Consider the following 21,307-nt stretch of genomic DNA (forward strand, 5'->3'; position numbering starts at 1 on the left):
AATACCCCGGGCCCCGCCCGGGGGGGGGGGGGTTTTGGGGCTCACCATTTGCGGGGCCCCCCCCCCACCCCCCCCCCCTCCCCCCCCGCCCCCCCCCCCGGCGGGGGGGGGCGCGGGGGGGGGGGGGGGCGCTTCGGGGGTTTCCCTGAAGTGAGCCTGAAACCGAATTTGGGAACGAAGAGATGAACACGAAATTTGCTGCTACGGTGCTTTCCGCACTGCTTTACGCGCAGGGCCTGCTCGGCTTTGCCGGCCTCGCCACCGTGCTCCTGAAAGATCGGGCCCATGCCAGTGAACTCGGTACGGCCAACGAGATACCGTCAGGTCCGCCGCTCCTCGTGGTGCGCTGAATGGAAGCGCATGATCCCGAAATCGGAGACGATTTTCGCTGGGAATCATGCGCAGAATTGAAGGGCTGCAGCAGCCTTAGTGAGACAGCCCAGCCGTTAGTCGGCGAACTGCGTCGGCGGATCGAACCGGTAGCCCGCACCACGTATGGTAGTGATGGTTTCGGTGTCGAGCTTGCGGCGCAGCCGCACGATGCGCGAATCGATCGAGCGATCGAAGGCATCAGCATTCTCGGCGGGCGCGGCGGCGATGATGTCGTCGCGCGTCAAGACCTTGCGCGGGCTGGCCAGGAACAGCCTGAGCAGCGCCACCTGACCCGGCGACAATTGTTCTTCGGTGCCGGAGCGATGCATGACCATGGCCGACCGGAGGTCGACCGTCGCGTTCTCCAGCACCACCAGTTCCCCGGCATTCCTGCCGCGCCGCGCCAGCAAGCCGCCGATACGGGCTGCGAGTTCCCTGACGTTGAGTGGGCTTTCGACAACGTCGGCAGCACCAAGTTCGAGCGCCAGGACTTTGTCGACGAGATCGGCCGGCCGGCAGATCAGGATGAAATCCGGACCGCCCTCGCCGCCATGGCGTCTGAGCAGATCACGCCCTTCCGCTTGGCTGAGGCTGTCGCCGACGACGACGACATCGATGTCCTTTCCGGAAAGCAAGGATTCGGCCTCCCACGGCTGCCGCACCGCCCGCACGTCGTGACCGCGCCGCTTGAGATGGTCGGCGAGATCGGTCGCGACCACTTCGGCGACGGAAACAAGCGCGATGATCGATCGTGCAGCCATTTTTTGCGACCCTGCAACCGGCAACCCAAGATGAGCGCTGGACATGATGTTTATACCCAATCTACTTTCCGCTGAAAGCGGGAGCGAGAGCATAGTGCGGGCACGAATTGTCATCGTCGAGGACGAGCCCGATCTGAGAGACGCGGTCGCCGAGTATCTCGGCGCCAGCGGCTACGATGTCGCCACGGCCGAGAGTGCCAGCGCCGCGCGAACCTTGCTGGAGACGCAGTCGTTCCATTTGGCCATTCTCGACATCGCGATGCCGGGCGAGGACGGCCTGTCGCTTGGCCGCTGGCTGCGCTCGAAAATGCCGATCGGCATCATCTATGCCACCGCCGCCGGCACTGCGCTCGACCGCATCGTTGGGCTGGAACTCGGCGCCGACGACTATATCGTCAAGCCTTACGAGTTGCGCGAGGTGCTGGCGAGGGTGCGCAGCGTGCTGCGCCGCGTTCCGCAGCCGACCGAGCCGCAGGGCGCCAAGGCCGAAGCAACTGCCAACCGCCGTTTCATGAGCTTTGGCTCCTTCCATGCCGATCTCGACGGCAGGTTTGTCACCGGCGCCAATGGGACGGTCATCGACATGGCCAAGAGCGAGTTCGACGTGCTGGAGGTCTTCCTGACACGCGCCAACCGATTGTTGACGCGTGCGGCGATCTCCGAGGCGATCGGCTTCTTGGAAGACACTGAATCGTCGCGCGCGGTAGACATCCGCATCATGCGGCTGAGGAAAAAGATCGAGGCGGACCCGGCCAATCCGAAATTCCTTCGCACGGTCCGCGGCGAAGGCTATATCTTCTCGCTGCCGACCGGCGAAAGCAACTGAGCGGCGCCACCGCTGGCACCACTCTGGCCTGGCGTCACTCCGGCCTGACGTGACTCTGGGCTGTATGACTCTGGCCTGACGTGACTCTGGGCAGGCATGATTCTGAATGACGATTGACCATGACGGTTGAGGCAACACGCACCGATATGCAAGGCGTCAAGCAGGGCGCGGCGATGGCTGCTGTCCATATCGTTCGCCGGCTTCGCGAAGCTGGCGACTGGCAGCGCGAGATCGAGAACATTCTTGAAACGCTCTGCGGGCCCATGGATTGCCAGCGCGGCATCCTTTTTCGTCTGCGCGAGCTGCCCGGCCAGGGTTTTGCCCAGTCGGTCGCGGCCTACTGGATCAACCCCCGATTTGGCGGCGAACTGGCATCGCCGACCGTGATCGTGCAGTCGGTGGTCAATTCGGACCCACTGCTGGAGCGGCTGGCCGAGGACGAGCGGCAAGGCAAGATCTTCGCCGGACACACGCGCAACCTCGAAGGCTTTCTGAGAGCCGATTTCGAAAAGCAGCACATCAAGTCGTTCCTGTCGGTGTCGGTCTTTGCGCATGGCCATCTGTGGGGCACGCTGGCTGTCAACGATTGCGTGAACGAGCGCGAATGGACCGACGAGGAAGAGGCGACGCTGCATATCGTGGCACTGGCCATCGGCGACGCCATCGAACGATCGCTTTCCGATGCCCATGCCAGCGAAGTCATCCGCCGCACCATGCTGCAGGCTTCGCTCGACGCCATCATCGTCATCGACGAGACCGGTTCGATCATCGAATTCAATCCCGCCGCTGAAAAGATGTTCGGCTACCAGCGCAGCGACATCCTCGGCAAGGACCTGCTCGACACCGTCGTTCCGGAATATTATCGCAAGGGCTATGTGTCGGGCGCCGAATACATGTCGGGCCGCGGCGCGCCGATGGTCGGCCAGCGGATCGAGACCGTCACCCAGAATGCGGCCGGCGAGGTCTTTCCGATCGAGCTGACGGCGACCGAGATGCGGGTTGCCGACCGGCGTCTGATCTTCGGCTCGATCCGCGATCTGCGCGACAAATTGCGTGCCGAGGAGGAAATCGGCCGGCAGCGTGAAAAACTGCACCAGAACGAGAAGATGGCGGCGATGGGTTCGCTGCTGGCCGGCGTCTCACACGAACTCAATAACCCGCTTGCCGTGGTCGTCGCCCAATCGACGCTGCTGCACGAATTCGCCTCAGACCCACAGACCAAGGTGCGGGCCGAGAAGGTGCGCGCCGCCGCCGAACGTTGCGGCCGCATCGTCAAGAGCTTCCTGTCGATGGTTCGCCTGCATCCCGCGTCGCAGGCCGAGACCGACCTTAACCAGGTCGTTCGCGCGGCGCTCGAAGTAACCGCCTACGGCGCCAGGTCGAGCGGCATCATCATCGATACCGATTTCGCCAGCGGCCCGCTGCTGGCCATGGCCGACGCCGACCATGTGACGCAAGTGGTCGCCAACTTCCTCATCAACAGCCAGCATGCTTTGGCCGGCATTGCCGGCGACCGGCTGATCAAGGTCCGCACGTTTCGCAGCGACCGCGGCAATCCCTGTTTCTCGGTCGAGGACAACGGGCTGGGCGTGCCGGAAGCGATACGCTCCCGCATTTTCGAATCCTATTTCACCACCAAACCGGTCGGCGTCGGCACCGGTATTGGCCTGTCGATCTCCAAATCGATCATCGAACGGCACAATGGCAATGTCTGGTTCGAGGAAGTTCTGCCGAGAGGCGCGCGTTTCGTCGTCCAGCTGCCGGCGATCTCCGCCGGCGTCGCGACTGCCGGCGAAGGCCCGGCGCGATCGAGCGGATTGCGCCATGCTTTGATCATCGACGATGAGCCGGATGTCGCCGCCTCATTGTCCGACATTTTGGAGTTGATGGGCATCAAATCGCGGATCGTGCCGGCCTGGGCATCGGCCGCCGCGACCTTGACCGGCCATATGCCGCCGGACATCGTCTTTTCCGATCTGCGCATGCCCGGCATCAGCGGCATATCGATCTATCGCGAACTGCTCGCCGAAATGCCTGATCTGGCACGGCGCTTCGTGCTGGTCACCGGCGATCTGATCGGTGCGAAAGCCGAAATCGAGGCGTTGCCTGCGCCGCAGCGGCCGCAGATATTGGAAAAGCCGTTCAGCACGCTGGACGTGCGCGGCGTGCTGTCTGCCATTGCCGAGCAGGTCGCCTTGGGCAGCTAAGGTCGGATTGTAGAACCTTAAAAGAAAGCTCCCGACCGGCGATGCGGCGGGAGCTTGCCTGGAGCGCTGGAGGTCGCTCGGGGCCTCAAAAAACGTTCGGCGTACCGGTGGCTGGCGCGGCATTGGCGATCACGCGGACCGCGCGAGCCTTGTGGATGCCGGACTGCTCGGCGATGACGCGCAGGCAGTCCGCACTCTCGGCGCCCCAGGCCTGCCCCTTGCAGACAAAATCGATCTCCGGCATCGGCAGGCGCGAGGTCTTTGTCGTGGTCGGCGCACCGTCGACGATATTTGCCGGCGGGTTCAGCGACGCGAAGGCTGGGCCAACCGTCGGCGCGAACGCCATGCCGGCAAATGCGGCGGCGGCCAGTACCACGAACAGCGCCATCGGATGGTCGTTGGCGCGCTGGCGCAGCGCCAGTCTCGGCCGCCGGTCGTTGCGCTCCGGAGCTTGCAGACGGAGATCACGGTAGGCAGGCTGGATTTTCGTATACATCGCCGTTCCCTTCGTTGATTTTCTTTTTCTGATGAAACGACCCTAGTCGCGCTCTGTAACAGGCCAACGATGATGCGTATTCGGCATTGTAACGGGCACGAAACCGATGTTTCGGACACGTCTCGGAAAAACCGGTCACAAACCGCAGAGCGGTGACGCTTTAAGTCTTGCTGATTGTAACCGGGAGCGCGCCCCTTTGAGCATCGGACCGGGCAAACCCTGGGCTGCCTTTCCACCATCTGGAGCTCTGTTTTTCCACACCGCTTTCATGGCTCAAGCCGAGATGGGGACGACTATTCGAACCTTGGCTAACACCCGGATTTCTTGGGGATTTCCACAGCCTTGAGCGTTTCGATCTCGACCTGGAAAGCCGAAGGAGCTGAAATAGGAAAATCACCTAATCACTCAACCCATTGCATTTCAATGAAAAATATGGTTTTATTGAATGAGCATTCAACAAAAGAAGAGCCATTTTATGAACCCGCACCTCCGTGACGTGGCGATCCCCAACAATTGGGACCGGCGGGGCCTGCCGGGCTGGAGTTATCATTCCAACGCCCTTCTCGAACTCGAGAAAGAGTACGTCTTCCGCAATCACTGGCAGATCGCCGGCCATATCTCGGACGTGCCGAATGCCGGCGACTATTTGACCATGGACGTGGTCGGCGAGCGGGCGCTGATCGTGCGCGGCAAGGACGGCGTGGTGCGCGCCTTCAACAATATGTGCCGCCATCGCGGCAGCCGCGTCGTCGCCGACAGCCAGGGCACCTGCAAGAATGCTCTGGTCTGCCCTTTCCATGGCTGGGTCTATAATCTCGATGGCACGCTGCGGGGCGCTGCCCGTCCGCGCTCTTTCCCGGATCTCGACAAGACCGAATTCGGCCTGATGCCGCTCGATCTCGAGATCTGGATGGGCCTCATCTTCATCCGCTTTCGCAAGGGTGGCCCGCAGCCGCCGGTGGCCGAGATGCTGAAGCCGATTGAGGCCGAGAGCGCCCATTACGGTGTCGCCGAGATGGTGCCGTCCTGGGGTATCTGGACTCAGAAGAGCCCGGTCAACTGGAAGTCGGTGCGCGATGTCGACAATGAGGGCTACCATGTCGCCATGGCGCATCCCGCATTGCAGGATCTTTACGGCGCGACTTATTTCGACGAGCCGTTCATCAACGGCGTGTCACGCTCCTTCGCCACCTACAATCCGCATGCCGGACGGCGCTGGAGCGTCGCGCAATACCTCAAGATCGCGCCAGAGGCGACGCATCTGCCAGAACACCTGCGCAAGGCCTGGATCTACTACGGCATCTTCCCCAACAACGCGCTGTCGATCATGCCGGAATCCGTGCAGTTCTACCAGGAATTCCCCCTGTCGACGGGCGAGACGCTGCTGCGCGGCGCCATCTACCGCTATCCCGACGAGACCAGGGAGCAGGCAGCGGCGCGTTATCTCGCCTACCGCATCGATCGCGACACCATGAACGAGGACGTGCAGCTTTCCGTCTGGTCGAACGAATCCATGCTGTCGGAAGCGTTCGGCGGCTTTTATCTCTCCGACCTCGAATATGGCGTGCGCACCCACCACGATCATCTGCGCAAGCAAATCCCGGTGCTCGGGCTAGAAACGGCGCCGGAGGAAAAGGACATGTGGGCGCTCAACGACGCATTGAGGTCGCAAGTATAAGGCGAGGCGCCGAAGCTGCCGATCTCCCCTCTTGAGGGGGAGATGGCCGGCAGGCCAGAGGGGGTCGCTTCACATAGAACGCCAACCTCGATCTACCGCAGTAGTCTCGCCCGGCGGACCGACCCCCTCTGTCGCCTTTGGCGACATCTCCCCCCCAAGGGGGGGAGATCGGCTCTCACCCCTGCCACACCCCTTCTCTTCGCAAATCGTCCATCGTGCGCGAAATGCCTTCGCGCAGGATCGACACCATGTCATCGATCTGCTCTCGCGTAATGATCAGCGGCGGCGACATCACGCACATGTTGATCAGCGGCCGGACCAGCAGGCCAAGTTCATGGCAATGCGCGTCGATGCGCTTGCCGACATCCTTGTCGAGCTGCAGCGGATCCTTGCTTTCGCGATCGGCGACGCACTCGACGCAAGCCATCAGCCCGAGGCCGCGCACTTCGCCGACCAGCGGCAGCTCTTCCAGCGTCTTCAGCTGCGCCTGGAAATAGGGCGCAACCTCACGCGCGTGCGTCAGCACGCTTTCTTCCAGGATATCGAGGTTCTTCAGCGCCACCGCGCAGCCGACCGGATGGCTGGTGTAGGTCAACCCATGGCCGAACATGGCGTCCGGATGGTTTGAGCGGCGCAGCTCCTCGAGAAGCCGTTCAGAGATGACGACGCCGCCAAGCGGGAAATAGCCTGACGTGACGCCCTTGGCAAAGGTGATCATATCAGGGTCGATGCCGAACATATCGCCGGAAGCAAAGACATGGCCAAGCCGGCCGAAGGCGGTCACCACCTCATCGGAAACATAGAGAATGTCGTTGTCGCGGCAGATCTCGCGGATGCGCTTGAGATAGCCGTCTGGAGGCACGACGACGCCACCCGACGCCTGCACCGGCTCGCCGACGAAAGCGCCGATCCTGTCGGCTCCGACACGGGCGACAGTATCGCGGAATTCGTCGACCAGGACATCGGTGAAGGCTGAAATGCTCATGCCGCGCGGGCGGCGGAACGGATCGGGCGACGACAGCTTAACGACCAGATCGTCGGCGCCGTCCATCCAGTCGCGATCGCGCGGACGCCCGTTGAGCGAAGCCGAGAGATAGGTCGAGCCATGATAGGCGCCGCCCCGGCTCAGGATCAGCTTCTTTTCCGGACGGCCGCGGACATTGTTATAGAACTGCATGAAGCGCAGCGCCGTCTCCACGGCCGAAGAGCCGCCGGTGGTGAAGAAGACATGGCTGAGGTCGCCGGGCGCATGGCCGGCGATGCGCATGGCGAGTTCGGCAGACGGCGCGTTCATCGTGTACCACGGCGTGTTGTAGGACAGCGCCATCGCCTGGTCGTACATCACCTTCGCGAGCTCCTCGCGGCGGTGGCCGATATTGATGCACCACATGCCGGCCGGCCCATCGATCAGCTTTTTGCCGGTGCTGTCGGTGATGTAGATGCCGTCGCCTTCACCGATCAGGGCGCGCGCCTCTGCGCCGACCGAACCGGCGAACGGCCAAGGCTGGACGAGGTGGCGCTTGGCCAGCTCGACGGCATCGGCGGGCCCAGCCGTTTCAGTCGCCCTCAAATCTCTTGCAGCCGCCATCCGTCGCCTCGCATTGTTTCGTCGCAAATACCATCGGACACGAAGCCCGGCACCAAGCACCGGAAAAACCGGTCTTCTTCGCCACATTTTGAATATCCGTTCAATCAATATTGCAGAAATAGCGCTTGATTTCAATCGGCGGATGCGCGCATGATGAAAGAAAGCCGGCAAGCTCGGAGCGCGATCAGCAAAATGGTCACCGGTTTTGCTTATCGATCGCGCTCCAGGCATATAATTGGGAACAAGCCGCCGGAACCAATGGGATGGCGAATGGCAGGACAGTCCGGGCCAGAAACCGAAAACGCGCCTGGAGCCCTGCCCGAGGGCTTGCAATGACGGCGGCCGCGGAAGGGTCGCCCGCGTTTGGCATGACGCGGGCCAGGCGAAATGCCCTTCTGCAGTCCGAACCCGTCCAGGGCTTTGCCCTGATCAGCCCGACCTTTCTCTACGCGCTCATACTTCTGGTCCTGCCTATCCTGGTGGTCGTCGCGCACTCTTTCTGGACCCAGAACTACCTCACCATCGATCGTACCTTCACCCTGGAAAACTACCGCATCGCGCTGACCGAGCCGATCTATCGCGACCTGCTCTGGCGCTCGCTCTACATTTCGCTGATGGTGAGCTTCTTCACAGTCGTCCTCGCCTACCCGATTGCCTACTTCATTTCGTTCCATGGCGGCCGCCACAAGAGCCTGTGGCTGTTCCTCATCACCATCCCGTTCTGGACCAGCTACCTGCTGCGGGTGATGTCGTGGAAGGTTATCCTCGGCTACAATGGCGTGCTCAATTCCGGCTTGCTCGGCCTTGGCATCATCGACGAGCCGTCGACCGCGCTTCTTTACAATTCGAGTGCCGTCATCATCACCTTGACCCACGCTTGGGCGGCCTTCGCCATTCTGCCGATCTTCGTCTCGCTGGAAAAGATCGACCGCACGCTGGTCGAGGCGGCCAAGGACCTCGGTGACGGTCCCATCCGTTCCTTTCTGCGCGTGACACTGCCGCTGTCGGCGCCCGGCATCATCTCGGCGGCGCTGATCGTCATGATCCCGACCGTCGGCGACTATGTCACCCCGAAGCTCGTCGGCGGCAAGGATGGCGTCATGATTGCCAACGCCATCCAGGCGCAATTCGGCAAGGCCTCCAACTGGCCGCTTGGCGCGGCACTCTCGGTCACCACAATGCTGATCGTGACGCTGATGGCCGGCGCCACCGTGCTGATTATCCGCGCCGCCCAGAGGATGGCACGATGAGGGCTGGCACGATGAGGCTGGCGCGATGACGACGATGCGGCGCTTCCTGGCCAGCAGATGGCTGTCGGCCTATGCGTTTCTCTATGTCGTGTTCCTCTATCTGCCGGTCATTTTCCTGCCGATTTTCTCGGTCAACACCGCCGCGACGCCGAAATTCCCGCTCTCCGGCTTCACGCTCAAATGGTATGAGGATCTGCCGCGCACCCCGGCGCTGCTTGACGCCGCCTGGAACAGCCTGGTCGTCGGCGTTTCGGCTTCCATTCTCTCTACCGTGCTCGGCATTCTCGCCGCCCGCTCGATCACCCGCTACCGCTATCCCGGTCGCCGCGCCATCAACGGCCTGATTATGGCGCCGCTGGTGCTGCCCGAAATCATCATCGCCATCTCCATGCTCCTGGTGATACTGCAACTGGGTTTGAGCCTGTCGCTGCTCACCATCGTGCTCGGCCATGTCCTGATCTGCGTTCCCTATTCGATGACCGTGCTGACCGCCGGCTTCGAAGGCTTCGACCGCAGCCTGGAGGAGGCCTCCGCCGATCTCGGCGAGAGCGCCTTCGGCACCTTTCGGCGGGTGACGCTGCCGATGGTGGCGCCGGCCATCATTTCGAGCCTGCTCGTCTGCTTCACCATTTCACTCGACGAGTTCATCATCGCCTTCTTCCTGACCGGCACCGAGGCGACGCTGCCGATCTACATCTGGGGCCAGTTGCGCTTCGCCTCGAAACTGCCTGGCGTGCTGGCCCTGGGCACGCTCCTGCTGGCTGCCTCCTTTCTGCTGATGACCGTTGCCGAGATCCTGCGCCGCCGCGCGGCCAAACGCACCCAGAACGAGGGAGGCCTCTATGGCTGAGCGGCTCCAAACCGAACGACCCCACCAGACCGAACGACCAATGATCGAGATTCGCAACGTCACCCGAAGCTATGGTTCGTTCAAGGCGCTGGACGACGCCTCGCTGACCATCAAGGAGGGCGAATTCTTCTCGCTGCTCGGTCCGTCCGGCTGCGGCAAGACTACGCTGTTGCGCATGATCGCCGGCTTCGACAATCCGACCAGCGGTTTGATCTCGGTCGACGATCAGTCGATGGAGGGTATCCCGGCCAATCGCCGGCCAACCAACATGGTGTTCCAGAGTTATGCGATTTTCCCGCATCTCAATGTCGAGCAGAACGTCGCCTATGGGCTGAAGCGGTTGAGGCTCGAACGCTCGGAAGAAAAGCGCCGCGTCGAAGAGGCGCTGGCCCAGGTGTCGCTGACCGGCCTCGGCAAGCGCCTCGCCACCGAGCTGTCCGGCGGCCAGCGCCAGCGCGTCGCGCTGGCCCGTGCGCTGGTGATGCGGCCCAAAGTGCTTCTGCTCGACGAGCCGCTGTCGGCGCTGGACAAGAAGCTGCGCGAGCAGATGCAAGTCGAACTGCGTCGCTTGCAGCAGGCGGTCGGCATCACCTTCGTACTGGTCACGCACGACCAGTATGAGGCGCTGGCGATGTCGGACCGCATCGCCGTGATGTTCGGCGGCAGGATCGCGCAGGTCGCTTCGCCCAAGGAGATCTACCAGCGTCCGGTCAATCGCCAGGTTGCCGATTTCCTCGGCGGCATGAACTTCGTCAAGGCCGAAATCGTTGAGGAGGACAGCGCTTCGCTGGTCCTCGACACGCTGGGCTTCGGCCGCGTCAAGACCGACAAGCCCAGGGCTTTCGTCCGCAATGGCGGGGCTGCAACGCTCGGCATCCGACCGGAGCGTCTGCGCGTGCTGTGGGACAATGCCACGGCGAAATTCGAGGTGGCCGGCAAGGTGGTGGAGCGCCATTACTTTGGCGAGATCACCCATCTGATCGTCGAGATACCGGGGTTGGAAAAGCCGCTTTCGGTGACCGAAACCAACGATTTCGGCGCCGACGACATACCGGTCGGCACCTCGATCCGTCTCGCCTACGATCCCGAGGCGCTGGTGGCGATGGCAGACTGAAGGCCCGAGATGATCTTTCGTGCAGCGATGCGCCCGGCCACAACAGCGCCCTCAATGTAACCCGGGAATGACGGCGACAGTTCGGACGCGGCGAAGTGCAGCGGCGGCGCGCCGGCCAGGATGATGCGTTCGGCGTCGGTCGCCGTCGCATCGACGATGAGATCACTGTAGCCGCCGCCGCTCCAGCGATCATGCGTCCAGTCGCGATAGCTGAAATCGAGCATGTCGGCGGCCTCCGTGCCGAGCGCATCTTCGAGCCTCGTCATCACCTCGGCGCGCAATGATGCGTCGCCGAGCTCACGCCAGCGCAGGGCCAGCGGCCCGCCAACGAAAACGACCAGCGCGGCATGGTCTTCGTCCTTGCTGGCGTCGCAGGCAAAGAGACCCGATGGATCGCGCCACATCACCACGCCGCTCAAGCCTCTTGCACGCCAGAAGGCACTGGGATAGCGCACCAGCACCTTGATCACCGCGCCGCTTTGCCAGACGTCAAGCGCCCGTTTCAGGGCAGCCGGCAACGGCGGCACGAAATCCAGCTTAGAGGCCATCATCGGCGGCACGGCAACAAGGGCCACCCGTGCTTCCACCGAGCCGGTCGCCGAAACCAGGCGAACCCCTTCCGGCCCGTGCTCGATGGTTCCGACCGGCGTGTCCAGCCACACACGATTACCGAGGTCACCGGCCAGATCGTCCGCCAGAGACTGCATGGTTTCACGCACAAAATATTGCAGCTCCGAAACCTCGTTGGTGATGCGACTGTCATTGTCGATCAGATGCCACAGCGGCAGCTTTTCGAGCGCCTGGCACCACAAGCCCTCGATCATCGAGCGGAAGGCGGCCTTGGCTTCGTTGGTGTCATGCTGGCGATCGAGCCAAGCGGCGACGGTCAATCCGGCAATCGTTTGATCGTCCGGCGCGATCGCATTCATGCGATCGCGGATAGCCGTTGATGCAACGTAGGTTCGCTCGGCCTGCCGCGCGCCCATCCGCGGCCGGGTGATGAAATGCCCCTCGACATAGGTCTCGACCAGCGTCTTGCCGCGCGCCTGCAGCAGCGCCATCAGCTCCGGCATGTCCTGGCACAGGAATTGGGCGCCGCTGTCGATCCGCTCGCCGAGTCCATTCTGCCTGGACTCCACGCGCCCGCCGACACGATCGCGCGCTTCGAGCAACAGGAAATCGATACCGGCTTTCTTCAGCTCATGCGCGGCCGACAGGCCAGTGAACCCCGCGCCAACGATGACGACATCGGTTCTTTCGATTTCCGTCTTCAATAACCGGCCTTGATCTTCTCGAACTCTTCGATCATCCGCTGCTTGAGCTCCGGCGCCACCGGCTGCTGGAACAAGGTCTTGTCGAGGAATTTGTCGAGATCGTCAAAACCACGTTCAGCCAGCAGCTTAGGCTCGATCGCCGCCATGCCGGCGGCATTGCCATGGCCGTAACCGAATGTCGTGACCATGTAGCCTGACACGTCAGGCGCGTTGACCGCGTTCAGGAAATCATAGGCCTGATCGAGATTGCCCGGCGCATCCTTCATCAGCACATAGCCGCACACCCAGGTCGACAGGCCTTCCCTGGTGCCGCGGTTCATGGCAATCGGCACGCCCTGGCCCTTAAGCGTGACAAAGGTCTCGTTCCAGCCCCAGGCCAGATCGACCTCGTTGCCGGAGAAGGCCTGATTGATGTCGGTATCGTCGGTCCAGTAGAAGCGGATGTTCTTGTGCACCTGACGCAGGAAATCGGACGCCTCCTTGAACTGCGCATCGGTCATTTTAGTCCAGTCCTTCAACCCGATGACCAGGCTTGCCAGTGCATAGGCGTCGTCGACATTGTCGCCGATGGTAACGCGTCCCCTAAATTCCGGATCGGCGAAGATCCGCAGCGACTGCGCTTGTTCCGCCGTCACATTGTCGGTGCGATAGAGCAGCGATGTGTTGCCCCAATCGAAGGGCATGAACCAGGCCTTGCCGTCGGCGGTGGTGGCGAGATCCTTCATCGCCATGATGCCGGGATTGAGGTCTTTCCAGCCGGCGATGCGGCTGGTGTCGAGCGGCTGCAGCATGCCAGCCTCGCGCCACTTCACCACGCTTTGCGAACATGGGTGCGCAATATCGGCCTTGAAGCCGGCCCGCATTTTCTGGAAGGCCTCGTCCTCGTCGCCGAAGAAAGCGAAGGTCGGTTCAGTCCCGTTTTTGACGGCATAGGCCGGATGAAGCAGCGGATCCTCGTAGCCGGACCAGTCGAACACGACGAGGTCCCCCCCGCCCGCCGCAACGGCGAGGGCAGCGCCTGTGCCGATCGTGCATGCGGCAGCAACGGCAAGGCGGCGAAGCATGGAACCCATGGCGCGAAACTCCTCATCGCGGGAAGCGGCACAGCGACGTTACGGAATTTCAGTGACCTTGGCGAGCCCGTCTGCCCCCAGTTTGTTGGGCAAACGAAATAGGTGAGACAAGCTCAATAGCCGGCTTTGATCTTCTCGAATTCGGCGATCATCTTGAGCTTGATTTCCGAGGGAACCGGTGCCTGGAACAGCGTCTTGTCGACGAACTTCTGCACGTCGTCGTAACCCTTTTCCTTCAGCACGGCCTGGTCGACACCAGCCATGCCCTTGGCGTTGGCCTGGCCATAGCCCCAGTCCTTGACCAGGATGTTGGCGACTTCCGGATCGTTGACGGCATTCAGATAATCATAGGCCTTGTCGGTATTCCCTGGCGCATCCTTGAACAGTACATAGCCGCAGACCCAGGTTGAAATGCCCTCGTCGGTATCTTTCTTGGCCTTGATCGGCACCCCAGCGGCGACCGACTGCACCGTCGCGTCGTTCCACGCCCAGGCAAGGTCGACCTCACCGCCGCCCAACAGCTGAACGATATCGGTGGAATCGGTCCAGTAGGAACGAACATTCTTATGCACCTCGCGCAGGAAGTCCGACGCCTGCTTAAACTGGTCGTCGGTCATCTTGGTCCAGTCTTTGAGACCGATCGCTAGCGAGGCCAGCGCATAGGCGTCGTCGACATTGTCGCCGATGGAAACCCTGCCCTTGAACTTGGGATCGGCCAAGGCCTTCAGCGACTGGACGTCCTTCTCATCGATCTTGTCGGAATTATAGGTCAGCTGCGAGTTGCCCCAATCCCAGGGCATGAACCAGGCTTTGCCGTCGGCGGTGGTGGCGAGATCCTTCATCGCCATGATGCCGGGATTGAGGTCGTTCCAGCCCGATATTTTCGACGTATCGAGCGGCTGCAGCAGTCCCGCCTCGCGCCATTTCACTACGCTTTGCGAGCAGGGATGACCGAGATCGGCCTTGAAGCCTGCACGGGCTTTTTCGAACGCCTCGTCCTCGTCGCCGAAAAAGGTGAAGGTTGGTGAGTCACCGTTCTTCTCGACATATTTCTGGTGGAAACCGGGGTCCTCGTAGCCGGACCAGTCGAACACGATCAGGTCCTTGTCCGCGGCAACCGCAAGTGCGACGGCCGAAGCCGCCAGCACACCGCTCAGCGCCAATGTCAGTGTGAGGCGTCGGGTCATTGTCTTCATTGCTGTTCCATCCTCTTTTTTGATTGTTCAGGCGGTCTTGTCGCCGCCGGCTGTTGGCCACGGATAATGCTTTGGAAATGCCGCTGACAGGAACTCATTCGCCGCCTGCAGCGCGGTTTCGCGGGTGACGTCCTCTGTTCCCATCATCAGGCGCAGCCACAGACCCTCCAGCATGGCACTGAGTGCCAGCGCCATGACTTGCGGCTCGAAGGCGTAGCCGCCGCTTTGCTTGAGCGTCGCGCAAAGGTCGATGAAGACTTTCTGATAGGCCGCGTCGCGAGCACCGCACAGCGCTTGATAGGTTGGACGCGATTTTGCCTCGCCCCAGAAGGCGCACCAAGCGGCCAGCTTGCGCTTGTTACAGATCGATCGGTCGAAATCGGCAGCAACCAGGGCCTGCAACTGGCGGGCAGGATCGTTGCCGGCCCTGGTGAGGGCAGCGCGCCAGTGCGCGGCATATTCGTCGGCCATGTATGCTAATGTGGCGACGAGCAGCTTCTCCTTGCTTTCGAAGTGGAAGTTGACGATGCCGCGCGACAGGCCGGCGCCATCGGCGACATCGGCCATCGTCGTCTCCGAATAGCCGCGCTTGGCCAGCGAATCGATTGTCGCCTCGATCAGCTGCAACTGCCTGACCTCCTTCGACGCCTTGCGACCGCGCTTTTCGGGCTCGTGTTTGCGCGCTGATTCGAGGAGGGCCTCCTTGGCCTCGGCTGTCTTCATGGGCGTGATGGTCTCCAGCATCGCCGGCTATCCAACCGGCTTTCGACCGCGAAGATGAGTGGGGCGGTGCTCGCCGCTGTCAAGAACCTTCTGCATGGCTTCCCAGGTTCGTATGTTCTTGTCGACATAGGCCGCTCCGACGGCTGCCGCGGCTTCCGGGTAGAGCGGCCCTTTGAGACGGTGCAATTCCTCTCGTGCGACCTCGCGATACCAGGCATTGCGGTCGCGCACCGTGACATCGGCAAAGCCTGCCCGGCGCATCGCCGCGGCATAGCGGGCCGGCGACGCCATGGCGAAGGACAGGCCTTCTGCGGCGACATAGGCCTTCATCTCCGGCGACGGCTCGCCGTCATGCGAAATCATCCAGTTCGAGGCAGCGAAGACCCCGCCCGGCTTCAGCACGCGAAAGATCTCGGCAAACAAGGCGTCCTTGTCAGAAACATGCAGCAGCGCATCCTTGGAGAACACGACGTCAAAGCAAGCATCCGTGAACGGCAACGGCCCGGGCGGCGTCTGGACGAAATTGGCGCGATCGGAAAGCCCTCGTGCGGCCGCCCGTTGCCTGGCCATCTCGATCACCGGCCGCTCGACATCGAAGCCGGTGACATGGGCAGCGCCATGGCGCTCGAGCAGATGCAGCGTGATGCCGCCGGAGCCGCAGCCAATGTCGAGGATCGTTCTACCCTTGAGCGCAAGGCCCTCGACAATCCGGTCGACCTCATCGGGCCCGCCGGGCGACAGGTAACCATCGCCCCACAGCGCCTCGAGGAAGCGGATGGCGGTATCGTCATACTCCGGCTCGGCGTCCGCCGTTTCGATCATCAGACTTAGTCCCAGTCCACTCTCGAATGCCGGCAAAGCCTAGCGCATATCGCCGAAAACGCAACATCATTTGTTGAACATTCATTCAGAATGGCTGGACAGAATGGCCATCGTCATGCGAAATTCCGCGCATTCGGGAGCAGATCACGCGAAAATGGCGGGGCGAGCGGGATGAGGATTGGGCCACAATGAAAGCCTGGGATGCGATCGTCATCGGCGGCGGGCACAACGGTCTGGTCAATGCTTGCTACCTGCAGCGTGCCGGCCTCGACGTGCTGGTCGTCGAGAAGAACGACTGGGTCGGCGGCGCCGCCACCAGCCGGGAACTGACGCCCGGCTTCCTCTATTCCAACTGCTCCTACGTCTGCTCGCTGTTTCGCCCCGAGATCATGCGCGACCTCGAACTGCCGCGCTTCGGCCTGCAGGTGATCTCCTATGAGGGCGGCGCGGTGTTCACCCGCGACGGCGACTACCTCGCCAACTACCGCGACCACGATGCCCACCGGCGCGAATTCGCCCGCTTCTCCAGGCGCGACGCCGAAGCCTATGACCGCTATTCCCGTGACGTGACGCGGCAGTGCCGCTTCATCCAGCCGCTGCTGATGCGCACGGCGCCCGACCCGACCAGTTTCCGGCCACGCGACCTCGGCGAGCTTCTTTACCTCGGCAAGAAATTCGCCGGGCTGTCGGCCGAGGAAATGGCGCTGACGCTGCGCTTCTGGACGATGTCGATCTCGGACTTCCTCGACGAATATTTCGAGACCGACGTCATCAAGGCGAACTTCGCTTTGTCAGGCATCATCGGCACCGCACTCGGACCGATGTCGCCGGGCACCGCCTATGTGCTGCTGCACCATTATATGGGCGAGGTCGACGGCTCGGTCGGCGCCTGGGGCTATGCGCGCGGCGGCATGGGGGCCATCACCAAGGCGCTCGCCGCGTCCTTCCAGGCCTCCGGCGGCACTATCCGCACCGGCGCCGAGGTCGACCATGTGCTGATCCAGCGCGGCAAGGCCAAAGGCGTGGTCCTTGCCGGCGGCGAGGAGGTCCACGGCCAGCTCGTCGTCTCCAATGCCGACGTGAAACGCACCTTTCTCAAGCTGGTCGAGGAGAAGGAGCTGCCTGACATCTTCCTGCGCCGGGTCAGGAACTTCAGGATTCGAGGCTCGTCGGGCAAGGTCAACATCGCGCTGGATTCGCTGCCCGAGTTTCCGGCGCTGCCGAAGGATTCGCCGGTCTATCGCGGCGATATGCACTTCACCGACTCGATGGAGCGCATGGAGCGCGCCTATGACGACTGGAAGGCCGGACGCTGGTCATCAGACCCTTTCCTCGACATGGTGATCCCGACGACGCTCGACCCGACCATGGCGCCGCCCGGCAAGCACTTCATGAGCTGCTTCGTGCAGTACGCACCACCGAAGGTGAACGGCCGCGACTGGACCGACGCCGACCGCGACGGTTTTGCCGAAAGCGTGATCGCCCAGATTTCAGACTATTCGCCCGGCTTTCGAGACCGCATCGTCCATATGGAGGTGCGCACGCCGCGCGAGATCGAGGCCGAGGTCGGGTTGACCGAAGGCAATATTTTTCAGGGCGAACTGACGTTCGATCAATTGCTGTTCAACCGCCCGGTGCCGGGCTACGCGCAATACCGCTCGCCAGTCGGTGGGCTCTATATGTGCGGCTCCTCGACCCATCCCGGCGGCGGCGTCATGGGCGCGCCCGGTCGCAATGCAGCGGCCGAAATCCTGCGCGATCTTGCCAAGCCGACTAAGCATATGAGCCCGGCCCATGACGTCATTTGATAAATGGGATGTCGCGGTCGTTGGCGGCGGCCATAACGGGCTCGTCTCAGCTGCGGTTCTGGCGAAGAGCGGCCGCAAGGTGCTGGTGCTGGAAGCCGCCGGCGACGTCGGCGGCGCGGCGCGCACCGAGGAATTCGCGCCGGGCTTTCGCGTCTCCTCGATCGCCCACCTGCTGAACCGTCTTCACCCCGAAGTAGTGAAGACGCTGGAGCTGGAGAAGCACGGGCTGCAATTCGCGCGCGGCGACCTCGTGCCGTCCGTGGCGCTGTCGAAAGACGGCCCGCCGCTTGTCCTGCACGGCGCCTATGGCGAGACGCTGACCGGCGCCACTTCCACGGAGCAGACCGCCTGGACGGAACTGCGTGCGCAGCTGCTGCGCTACGCCGGCATCCTGAAGCCGTTCCTTGCGCGCCGGCCGCCCGATCTCGGCGTGATGTCACTGCTTGAGACGGTGTCACTCGGCCAGGCTGCGATGGCGTTGAAGAAGCTCGGTAAGGAGGACATGCGAGACTTCCTGCGCGTGCTGCTGATGAATGTCGCCGACCTGCTCGACGAGCAGCTTGCCGATATCAGGCTGAAGGGGCTGCTCGCCTTCGATGCTACGCTCGGCAGCCATCTCGGCCCGCGCTCGCCGACCTCGCTGCTCGGTCTCTATCATCGGCTGGCGGGCGAGGCAGGCGGCACTGCCGGCGCGCAGATCCTGCCAAAGGGCGGCATGGGTGCTGTCGTTTCAGCCATCCGCGCAACGGCGGAAAAGGCCGGCGCGACGATCCGCACCGGGACGTCAGTGGCGAAGATCATCGTCGAGAAGGGCCGCGCCGTTGGCATTACGCTCGACAATGGCCAGGAGATCCGTGCCAGGACGATCGTCTCGGCCATCAATCCGGCGACCACGTTTCTCGATCTTGTTGGACCGCGCGAGATCGACACCGGCTTCGTGCGCAAGGTGAAAAACATCCGCATGAAGGGCGATGCATCGAAGCTTCATCTGGCGCTCGACCGGCAGCCTGAATTCGCCGGCGTCGATGCCGCCGGCCACAAAGGCCGGCTGGTCATCGCGCCTTCGCCCGATCACGTCGAGCGCGCCTTCAATCCGTCGAAATATGGTGAGTTCTCGCCCGAGCCGGTGATGGAGATCACGCTGCCCAGCCTTGCCGACTCGTCGCTGGCGCCGGACGGCGCCTGTGTGCTGTCTGCGATCGTGCAGTATGCGCCCTATACGCTGAAAGAAGGCTGGAGTGCCGGCAAGCCGAAATTCCTCAGGGCGATTATGGCTCAATTGGAGACCTATGCGCCGGAAATCGGCAAGACTGTGCTCCATGCAGAGCTGCTGACGCCGGCCGACATCGAGGCGCGCTACCGAATGCCGGGCGGTCACTGGCATCACGGTGAACTGCAGGCCGACCAGATGCTGATGTCGCGCCCTGTCTCCGGCTGGTCGGGCTACGACACGCCGGTCGACGGGCTGTTCCTCGCCGGCGCCGGCTCGCATCCGGGCGGCGGCGTTTCCGGCGCGCCCGGCTTGAATGCCGCCAAACGCATCATTGCGATGAAGGGGTAGGCCATGAATATTCAATCGGCAAAGGCCGAGCTCTACGGCGCCCCCCTCTGTCCTGCCGGACATCTCCCCCACTTGGGGGGAGATTGGCCGTCGTCATCCCGGCTTTCGCCAATTCCCAACGCCCGAGGAATGAGCGGAGGCGCCCAAGCTGCCGATCTCCCCCCTCGTGGGGGAGATGTCCGGCAGGACAGAGGGGGGCGCGAAGGAACGCCGTCATGAATCATCAACCCACCGTCGATCCTTCGACAGCCCGCACCGCCGCACAATCCCATTTCCGTACCCTGCGGCTCGGCACGCCGTTCCAGCCGCGCATCGACGCGCTGGCCAGGACCGACGACTGGTACAATTGGGCCGGCTACCGCGCCCCACATTCGCTGTGGGACGAGGAACTCGAATATTTCGCCATCCGCAGCCAGGCGGCCCTGTTCGATATCTCGCCGATGACGAAGTACCGCATCGCCGGGCCGGACGCCGAGGCCTTCCTCAATCGCGTCACACTGCGCGACGTGACAAAACTCAAGCCCGGCCGTGTTCACTATACCGCCTGGTGCGACGACGAGGGTTTCGTCCTTGACGACGGCACGCTGTTCCGCCTGTCGCCAACGCGGTTCCGGCTGTGCTCGCAGGAGCGGCATCTGCCCTGGCTGCTGGATAGCGCCGTGGGTTTCGACGTGACGGTCGAGGAAGAAACAGAGGCCGTCGCCGGTCTGGCGCTGCAGGGGCCGACCTCGTTCGCCGTATTGCGCGATGCCGGTTTCGCCGGCGTCGAAAGGCTGAGGGTTTTTGATCTAGCCGAGTTCCCGCATGATGGCGGCACGGTCACCATCTCGCGCACTGGTTTCACCGGCGATCTCGGCTACGAGTTGTTCGTGCAGTCTGGGCAGGCGCTGAGCCTCTGGGACCGGCTGATAACAGCAGGCGAATTGCGCGGCATCCGCGCCATAGGCTATACCGCACTCAATCGCGCCCGGCTCGAAGCCGGGCTGATCGTTGCCAATTCCGATTTCGTCACGTCCGAGCATGCCATCCGCGCCGACCGCTTGCGCATGCCGGACGAGATCGGTCTCGGCTTCATGATCGACATGGAAAAGGACCATTTCAACGGCCGCCGTGCCATCCTCGAAGCAAGGGCCAAACGCAAGCTGCGCCATGTGCTGGTCGGGCTGGAGATCGAGGGCAACGTCCCGGCCGAACACGCCATCGTCTATTACAGGAAAAACCAGGAGGTCGGGCTGGTCAGCGCTGCCATGTGGTCGCCGATGGCCAAGCGCAACATCGCCATCGCCTCGCTGGCGCGGCCGTTCGGAGACACGATTATCGACGACCTCTGGGTCGAGATCTACGCCATGCGCGAGTTGCAATATCAGAAGCTGATGAAGCGGGCCAAGTTGGTGCCGCGACCCTTCATCAAGCTCGACCGCCGCACCGCCACTCCGCCGGCTGATTTCTGACCATGACCAGCGAGAAGTACGAATTCGACGGGGAAGCCACTGAGCAGTGGCAGCTGATCAACACGCCGCTCGGCGAAAAATGGTCGGGTCGCACCCGCTACGCAGCCGCCATGTTCTTCTACAAGCGCGGCGAGATGAGCGCCGAGACGCTCGAAGTCTACCGCATCTGCGCGCGGCTGGATGCGACGGATCCGCTGCCGATCATCCGCGATCGCGGCATCGGCCAGGACTGGCTGAAGCGCATGGGTTTCGAGTAA

The 21,307-nt window shown here is 62.7% G+C and carries 19 protein-coding genes; 11 read left to right on the forward strand and 8 right to left on the reverse strand.

Features of this window, described 5'->3' with window-relative positions:
- Positions 1–182 precede the first annotated feature (182 nt).
- The gene (locus tag AC0L26_RS09390) at positions 183–350 is read left to right on the forward strand and encodes a hypothetical protein (RefSeq protein WP_473632286.1); all 168 of its coding nucleotides are present in this window, start codon (positions 183–185) and stop codon (positions 348–350) included.
- Between the two features lie 96 nt (positions 351–446).
- On the opposite strand, the gene AC0L26_RS09395 is transcribed toward AC0L26_RS09390, so the two are convergent.
- Positions 447–1,133 carry a response regulator transcription factor gene (locus AC0L26_RS09395; RefSeq protein ID WP_352927731.1) on the reverse strand — a complete coding sequence of 229 codons (687 nt, stop codon included), beginning with the start codon at positions 1,131–1,133 and terminating at the stop codon, positions 447–449.
- Between the two features lie 46 nt (positions 1,134–1,179).
- Between AC0L26_RS09395 and AC0L26_RS09400 the strand changes: the two genes are divergently transcribed.
- Entirely contained in the window at positions 1,180–1,959 is a 780-nt protein-coding gene (locus AC0L26_RS09400; protein WP_352928751.1) for a response regulator transcription factor, read from the forward strand.
- A 119-nt stretch (positions 1,960–2,078) separates the two neighbouring features.
- Positions 2,079–4,166: a GAF domain-containing sensor histidine kinase gene (locus AC0L26_RS09405; RefSeq protein ID WP_473632287.1), complete on the forward strand. Its 2,088-nt coding sequence runs from the start codon at positions 2,079–2,081 to the stop codon at positions 4,164–4,166.
- Positions 4,167–4,251: 85 nt separating this feature from the next.
- Here AC0L26_RS09405 and AC0L26_RS09410 read toward each other — a convergent pair whose 3' ends face one another.
- Complete coding sequence (locus AC0L26_RS09410; protein WP_473632288.1) at positions 4,252–4,662, reverse strand: hypothetical protein; 411 nt, start codon at positions 4,660–4,662, stop codon at positions 4,252–4,254.
- 475 nt (positions 4,663–5,137) lie between these two features.
- Between AC0L26_RS09410 and AC0L26_RS09415 the strand changes: the two genes are divergently transcribed.
- Positions 5,138–6,340 carry an aromatic ring-hydroxylating oxygenase subunit alpha gene (locus AC0L26_RS09415; protein WP_473632289.1) on the forward strand — a complete coding sequence of 401 codons (1,203 nt, stop codon included), beginning with the start codon at positions 5,138–5,140 and terminating at the stop codon, positions 6,338–6,340.
- Positions 6,341–6,515: 175 nt separating this feature from the next.
- On the opposite strand, the gene AC0L26_RS09420 is transcribed toward AC0L26_RS09415, so the two are convergent.
- Entirely contained in the window at positions 6,516–7,928 is a 1,413-nt protein-coding gene (locus AC0L26_RS09420) for an aminotransferase (protein WP_473632290.1), read from the reverse strand.
- Positions 7,929–8,260: 332 nt separating this feature from the next.
- Between AC0L26_RS09420 and AC0L26_RS09425 the strand changes: the two genes are divergently transcribed.
- The 3 genes from AC0L26_RS09425 to AC0L26_RS09435 are packed head-to-tail and all read left to right on the forward strand — an operon-like array spanning position 8,261 to position 11,142.
- Complete coding sequence (locus AC0L26_RS09425; RefSeq protein WP_352927744.1) at positions 8,261–9,178, forward strand: ABC transporter permease; 918 nt, start codon at positions 8,261–8,263, stop codon at positions 9,176–9,178.
- A gap of 25 nt (positions 9,179–9,203) precedes the next feature.
- Positions 9,204–10,028 carry an ABC transporter permease gene (locus AC0L26_RS09430; RefSeq protein ID WP_473632291.1) on the forward strand — a complete coding sequence of 275 codons (825 nt, stop codon included), beginning with the start codon at positions 9,204–9,206 and terminating at the stop codon, positions 10,026–10,028.
- 40 nt (positions 10,029–10,068) lie between these two features.
- On the forward strand, positions 10,069–11,142 hold the full coding sequence (locus AC0L26_RS09435; RefSeq protein ID WP_473632700.1) for an ABC transporter ATP-binding protein: 1,074 nt from the start codon (positions 10,069–10,071) through the stop codon (positions 11,140–11,142).
- On the opposite strand, the gene AC0L26_RS09440 is transcribed toward AC0L26_RS09435, so the two are convergent.
- The 5 genes from AC0L26_RS09440 to AC0L26_RS09460 form a co-directional block, all read right to left on the reverse strand.
- Complete coding sequence (locus AC0L26_RS09440; protein ID WP_473632292.1) at positions 11,106–12,416, reverse strand: flavin monoamine oxidase family protein; 1,311 nt, start codon at positions 12,414–12,416, stop codon at positions 11,106–11,108. The two genes, AC0L26_RS09435 and AC0L26_RS09440, sit on opposite strands and share 37 nt — an antisense overlap.
- On the reverse strand, positions 12,413–13,489 hold the full coding sequence (locus AC0L26_RS09445; protein WP_473632293.1) for an extracellular solute-binding protein: 1,077 nt from the start codon (positions 13,487–13,489) through the stop codon (positions 12,413–12,415). The genes AC0L26_RS09440 and AC0L26_RS09445 overlap by 4 nt, the downstream gene beginning before the upstream one ends.
- A gap of 113 nt (positions 13,490–13,602) precedes the next feature.
- A complete protein-coding gene (locus tag AC0L26_RS09450; protein ID WP_473632294.1) occupies positions 13,603–14,685 on the reverse strand; it encodes an ABC transporter substrate-binding protein in 1,083 nt (360 codons plus the stop codon).
- A gap of 27 nt (positions 14,686–14,712) precedes the next feature.
- Positions 14,713–15,429 (reverse strand): transcriptional regulator BetI, encoded by a 717-nt coding sequence (betI, locus tag AC0L26_RS09455; RefSeq protein WP_473632295.1) that lies wholly within the window; start codon positions 15,427–15,429, stop codon positions 14,713–14,715.
- A 6-nt stretch (positions 15,430–15,435) separates the two neighbouring features.
- Positions 15,436–16,230, reverse strand: a complete 795-nt coding sequence (locus tag AC0L26_RS09460; RefSeq protein ID WP_473632296.1) for a class I SAM-dependent methyltransferase — start codon at positions 16,228–16,230, stop codon at positions 15,436–15,438.
- A 188-nt stretch (positions 16,231–16,418) separates the two neighbouring features.
- Here AC0L26_RS09460 and AC0L26_RS09465 point away from each other — a divergent pair, with 188 nt between their 5' ends.
- The 4 genes from AC0L26_RS09465 to AC0L26_RS09480 all read left to right on the forward strand — a co-directional run bounded on the left by AC0L26_RS09465 (position 16,419) and on the right by AC0L26_RS09480 (position 21,307).
- Entirely contained in the window at positions 16,419–18,038 is a 1,620-nt protein-coding gene (locus AC0L26_RS09465) for a phytoene desaturase family protein (RefSeq protein WP_473632297.1), read from the forward strand.
- The gene (locus AC0L26_RS09470; protein ID WP_473632298.1) at positions 18,025–19,599 is read left to right on the forward strand and encodes a phytoene desaturase family protein; all 1,575 of its coding nucleotides are present in this window, start codon (positions 18,025–18,027) and stop codon (positions 19,597–19,599) included. The genes AC0L26_RS09465 and AC0L26_RS09470 overlap by 14 nt, the downstream gene beginning before the upstream one ends.
- A gap of 215 nt (positions 19,600–19,814) precedes the next feature.
- On the forward strand, positions 19,815–21,050 hold the full coding sequence (locus tag AC0L26_RS09475) for an aminomethyl transferase family protein (RefSeq protein WP_473632299.1): 1,236 nt from the start codon (positions 19,815–19,817) through the stop codon (positions 21,048–21,050).
- A gap of 2 nt (positions 21,051–21,052) precedes the next feature.
- Positions 21,053–21,307 (forward strand): hypothetical protein, encoded by a 255-nt coding sequence (locus AC0L26_RS09480; RefSeq protein WP_473632300.1) that lies wholly within the window; start codon positions 21,053–21,055, stop codon positions 21,305–21,307.

This window comes from Mesorhizobium sp. WSM4823 (assembly GCF_055811195.1).

Excerpts from the sequence above, each read along its gene's own strand:
- AC0L26_RS09425 (WP_352927744.1), top strand. The coding sequence starts at position 8,261 with ATGACGGCGGCCGCGGAAGGGTCGCCCGCGTTTGGCATGACGCGGGCC.
- AC0L26_RS09470 (WP_473632298.1), top strand. The coding sequence starts at position 18,025 with ATGACGTCATTTGATAAATGGGATGTCGCGGTCGTTGGCGGCGGCCAT.
- AC0L26_RS09465 (WP_473632297.1), top strand. The coding sequence starts at position 16,419 with ATGAAAGCCTGGGATGCGATCGTCATCGGCGGCGGGCACAACGGTCTG.
- AC0L26_RS09415 (WP_473632289.1), top strand. The coding sequence starts at position 5,138 with ATGAACCCGCACCTCCGTGACGTGGCGATCCCCAACAATTGGGACCGG.
- AC0L26_RS09390 (WP_473632286.1), top strand. The coding sequence starts at position 183 with ATGAACACGAAATTTGCTGCTACGGTGCTTTCCGCACTGCTTTACGCG.
- AC0L26_RS09460 (WP_473632296.1), bottom strand. The coding sequence starts at position 16,230 with ATGATCGAAACGGCGGACGCCGAGCCGGAGTATGACGATACCGCCATC.
- betI (WP_473632295.1), bottom strand. The coding sequence starts at position 15,429 with ATGCTGGAGACCATCACGCCCATGAAGACAGCCGAGGCCAAGGAGGCC.
- AC0L26_RS09450 (WP_473632294.1), bottom strand. The coding sequence starts at position 14,685 with ATGAAGACAATGACCCGACGCCTCACACTGACATTGGCGCTGAGCGGT.
- AC0L26_RS09420 (WP_473632290.1), bottom strand. The coding sequence starts at position 7,928 with ATGGCGGCTGCAAGAGATTTGAGGGCGACTGAAACGGCTGGGCCCGCC.
- AC0L26_RS09475 (WP_473632299.1), top strand. The coding sequence starts at position 19,815 with ATGAATCATCAACCCACCGTCGATCCTTCGACAGCCCGCACCGCCGCA.
- AC0L26_RS09435 (WP_473632700.1), top strand. The coding sequence starts at position 10,069 with ATGATCGAGATTCGCAACGTCACCCGAAGCTATGGTTCGTTCAAGGCG.
- AC0L26_RS09395 (WP_352927731.1), bottom strand. The coding sequence starts at position 1,133 with ATGGCTGCACGATCGATCATCGCGCTTGTTTCCGTCGCCGAAGTGGTC.
- AC0L26_RS09480 (WP_473632300.1), top strand. The coding sequence starts at position 21,053 with ATGACCAGCGAGAAGTACGAATTCGACGGGGAAGCCACTGAGCAGTGG.
- AC0L26_RS09430 (WP_473632291.1), top strand. The coding sequence starts at position 9,204 with ATGACGACGATGCGGCGCTTCCTGGCCAGCAGATGGCTGTCGGCCTAT.
- AC0L26_RS09400 (WP_352928751.1), top strand. The coding sequence starts at position 1,180 with ATGTTTATACCCAATCTACTTTCCGCTGAAAGCGGGAGCGAGAGCATA.
- AC0L26_RS09445 (WP_473632293.1), bottom strand. The coding sequence starts at position 13,489 with ATGGGTTCCATGCTTCGCCGCCTTGCCGTTGCTGCCGCATGCACGATC.
- AC0L26_RS09405 (WP_473632287.1), top strand. The coding sequence starts at position 2,079 with ATGACGGTTGAGGCAACACGCACCGATATGCAAGGCGTCAAGCAGGGC.
- AC0L26_RS09410 (WP_473632288.1), bottom strand. The coding sequence starts at position 4,662 with ATGTATACGAAAATCCAGCCTGCCTACCGTGATCTCCGTCTGCAAGCT.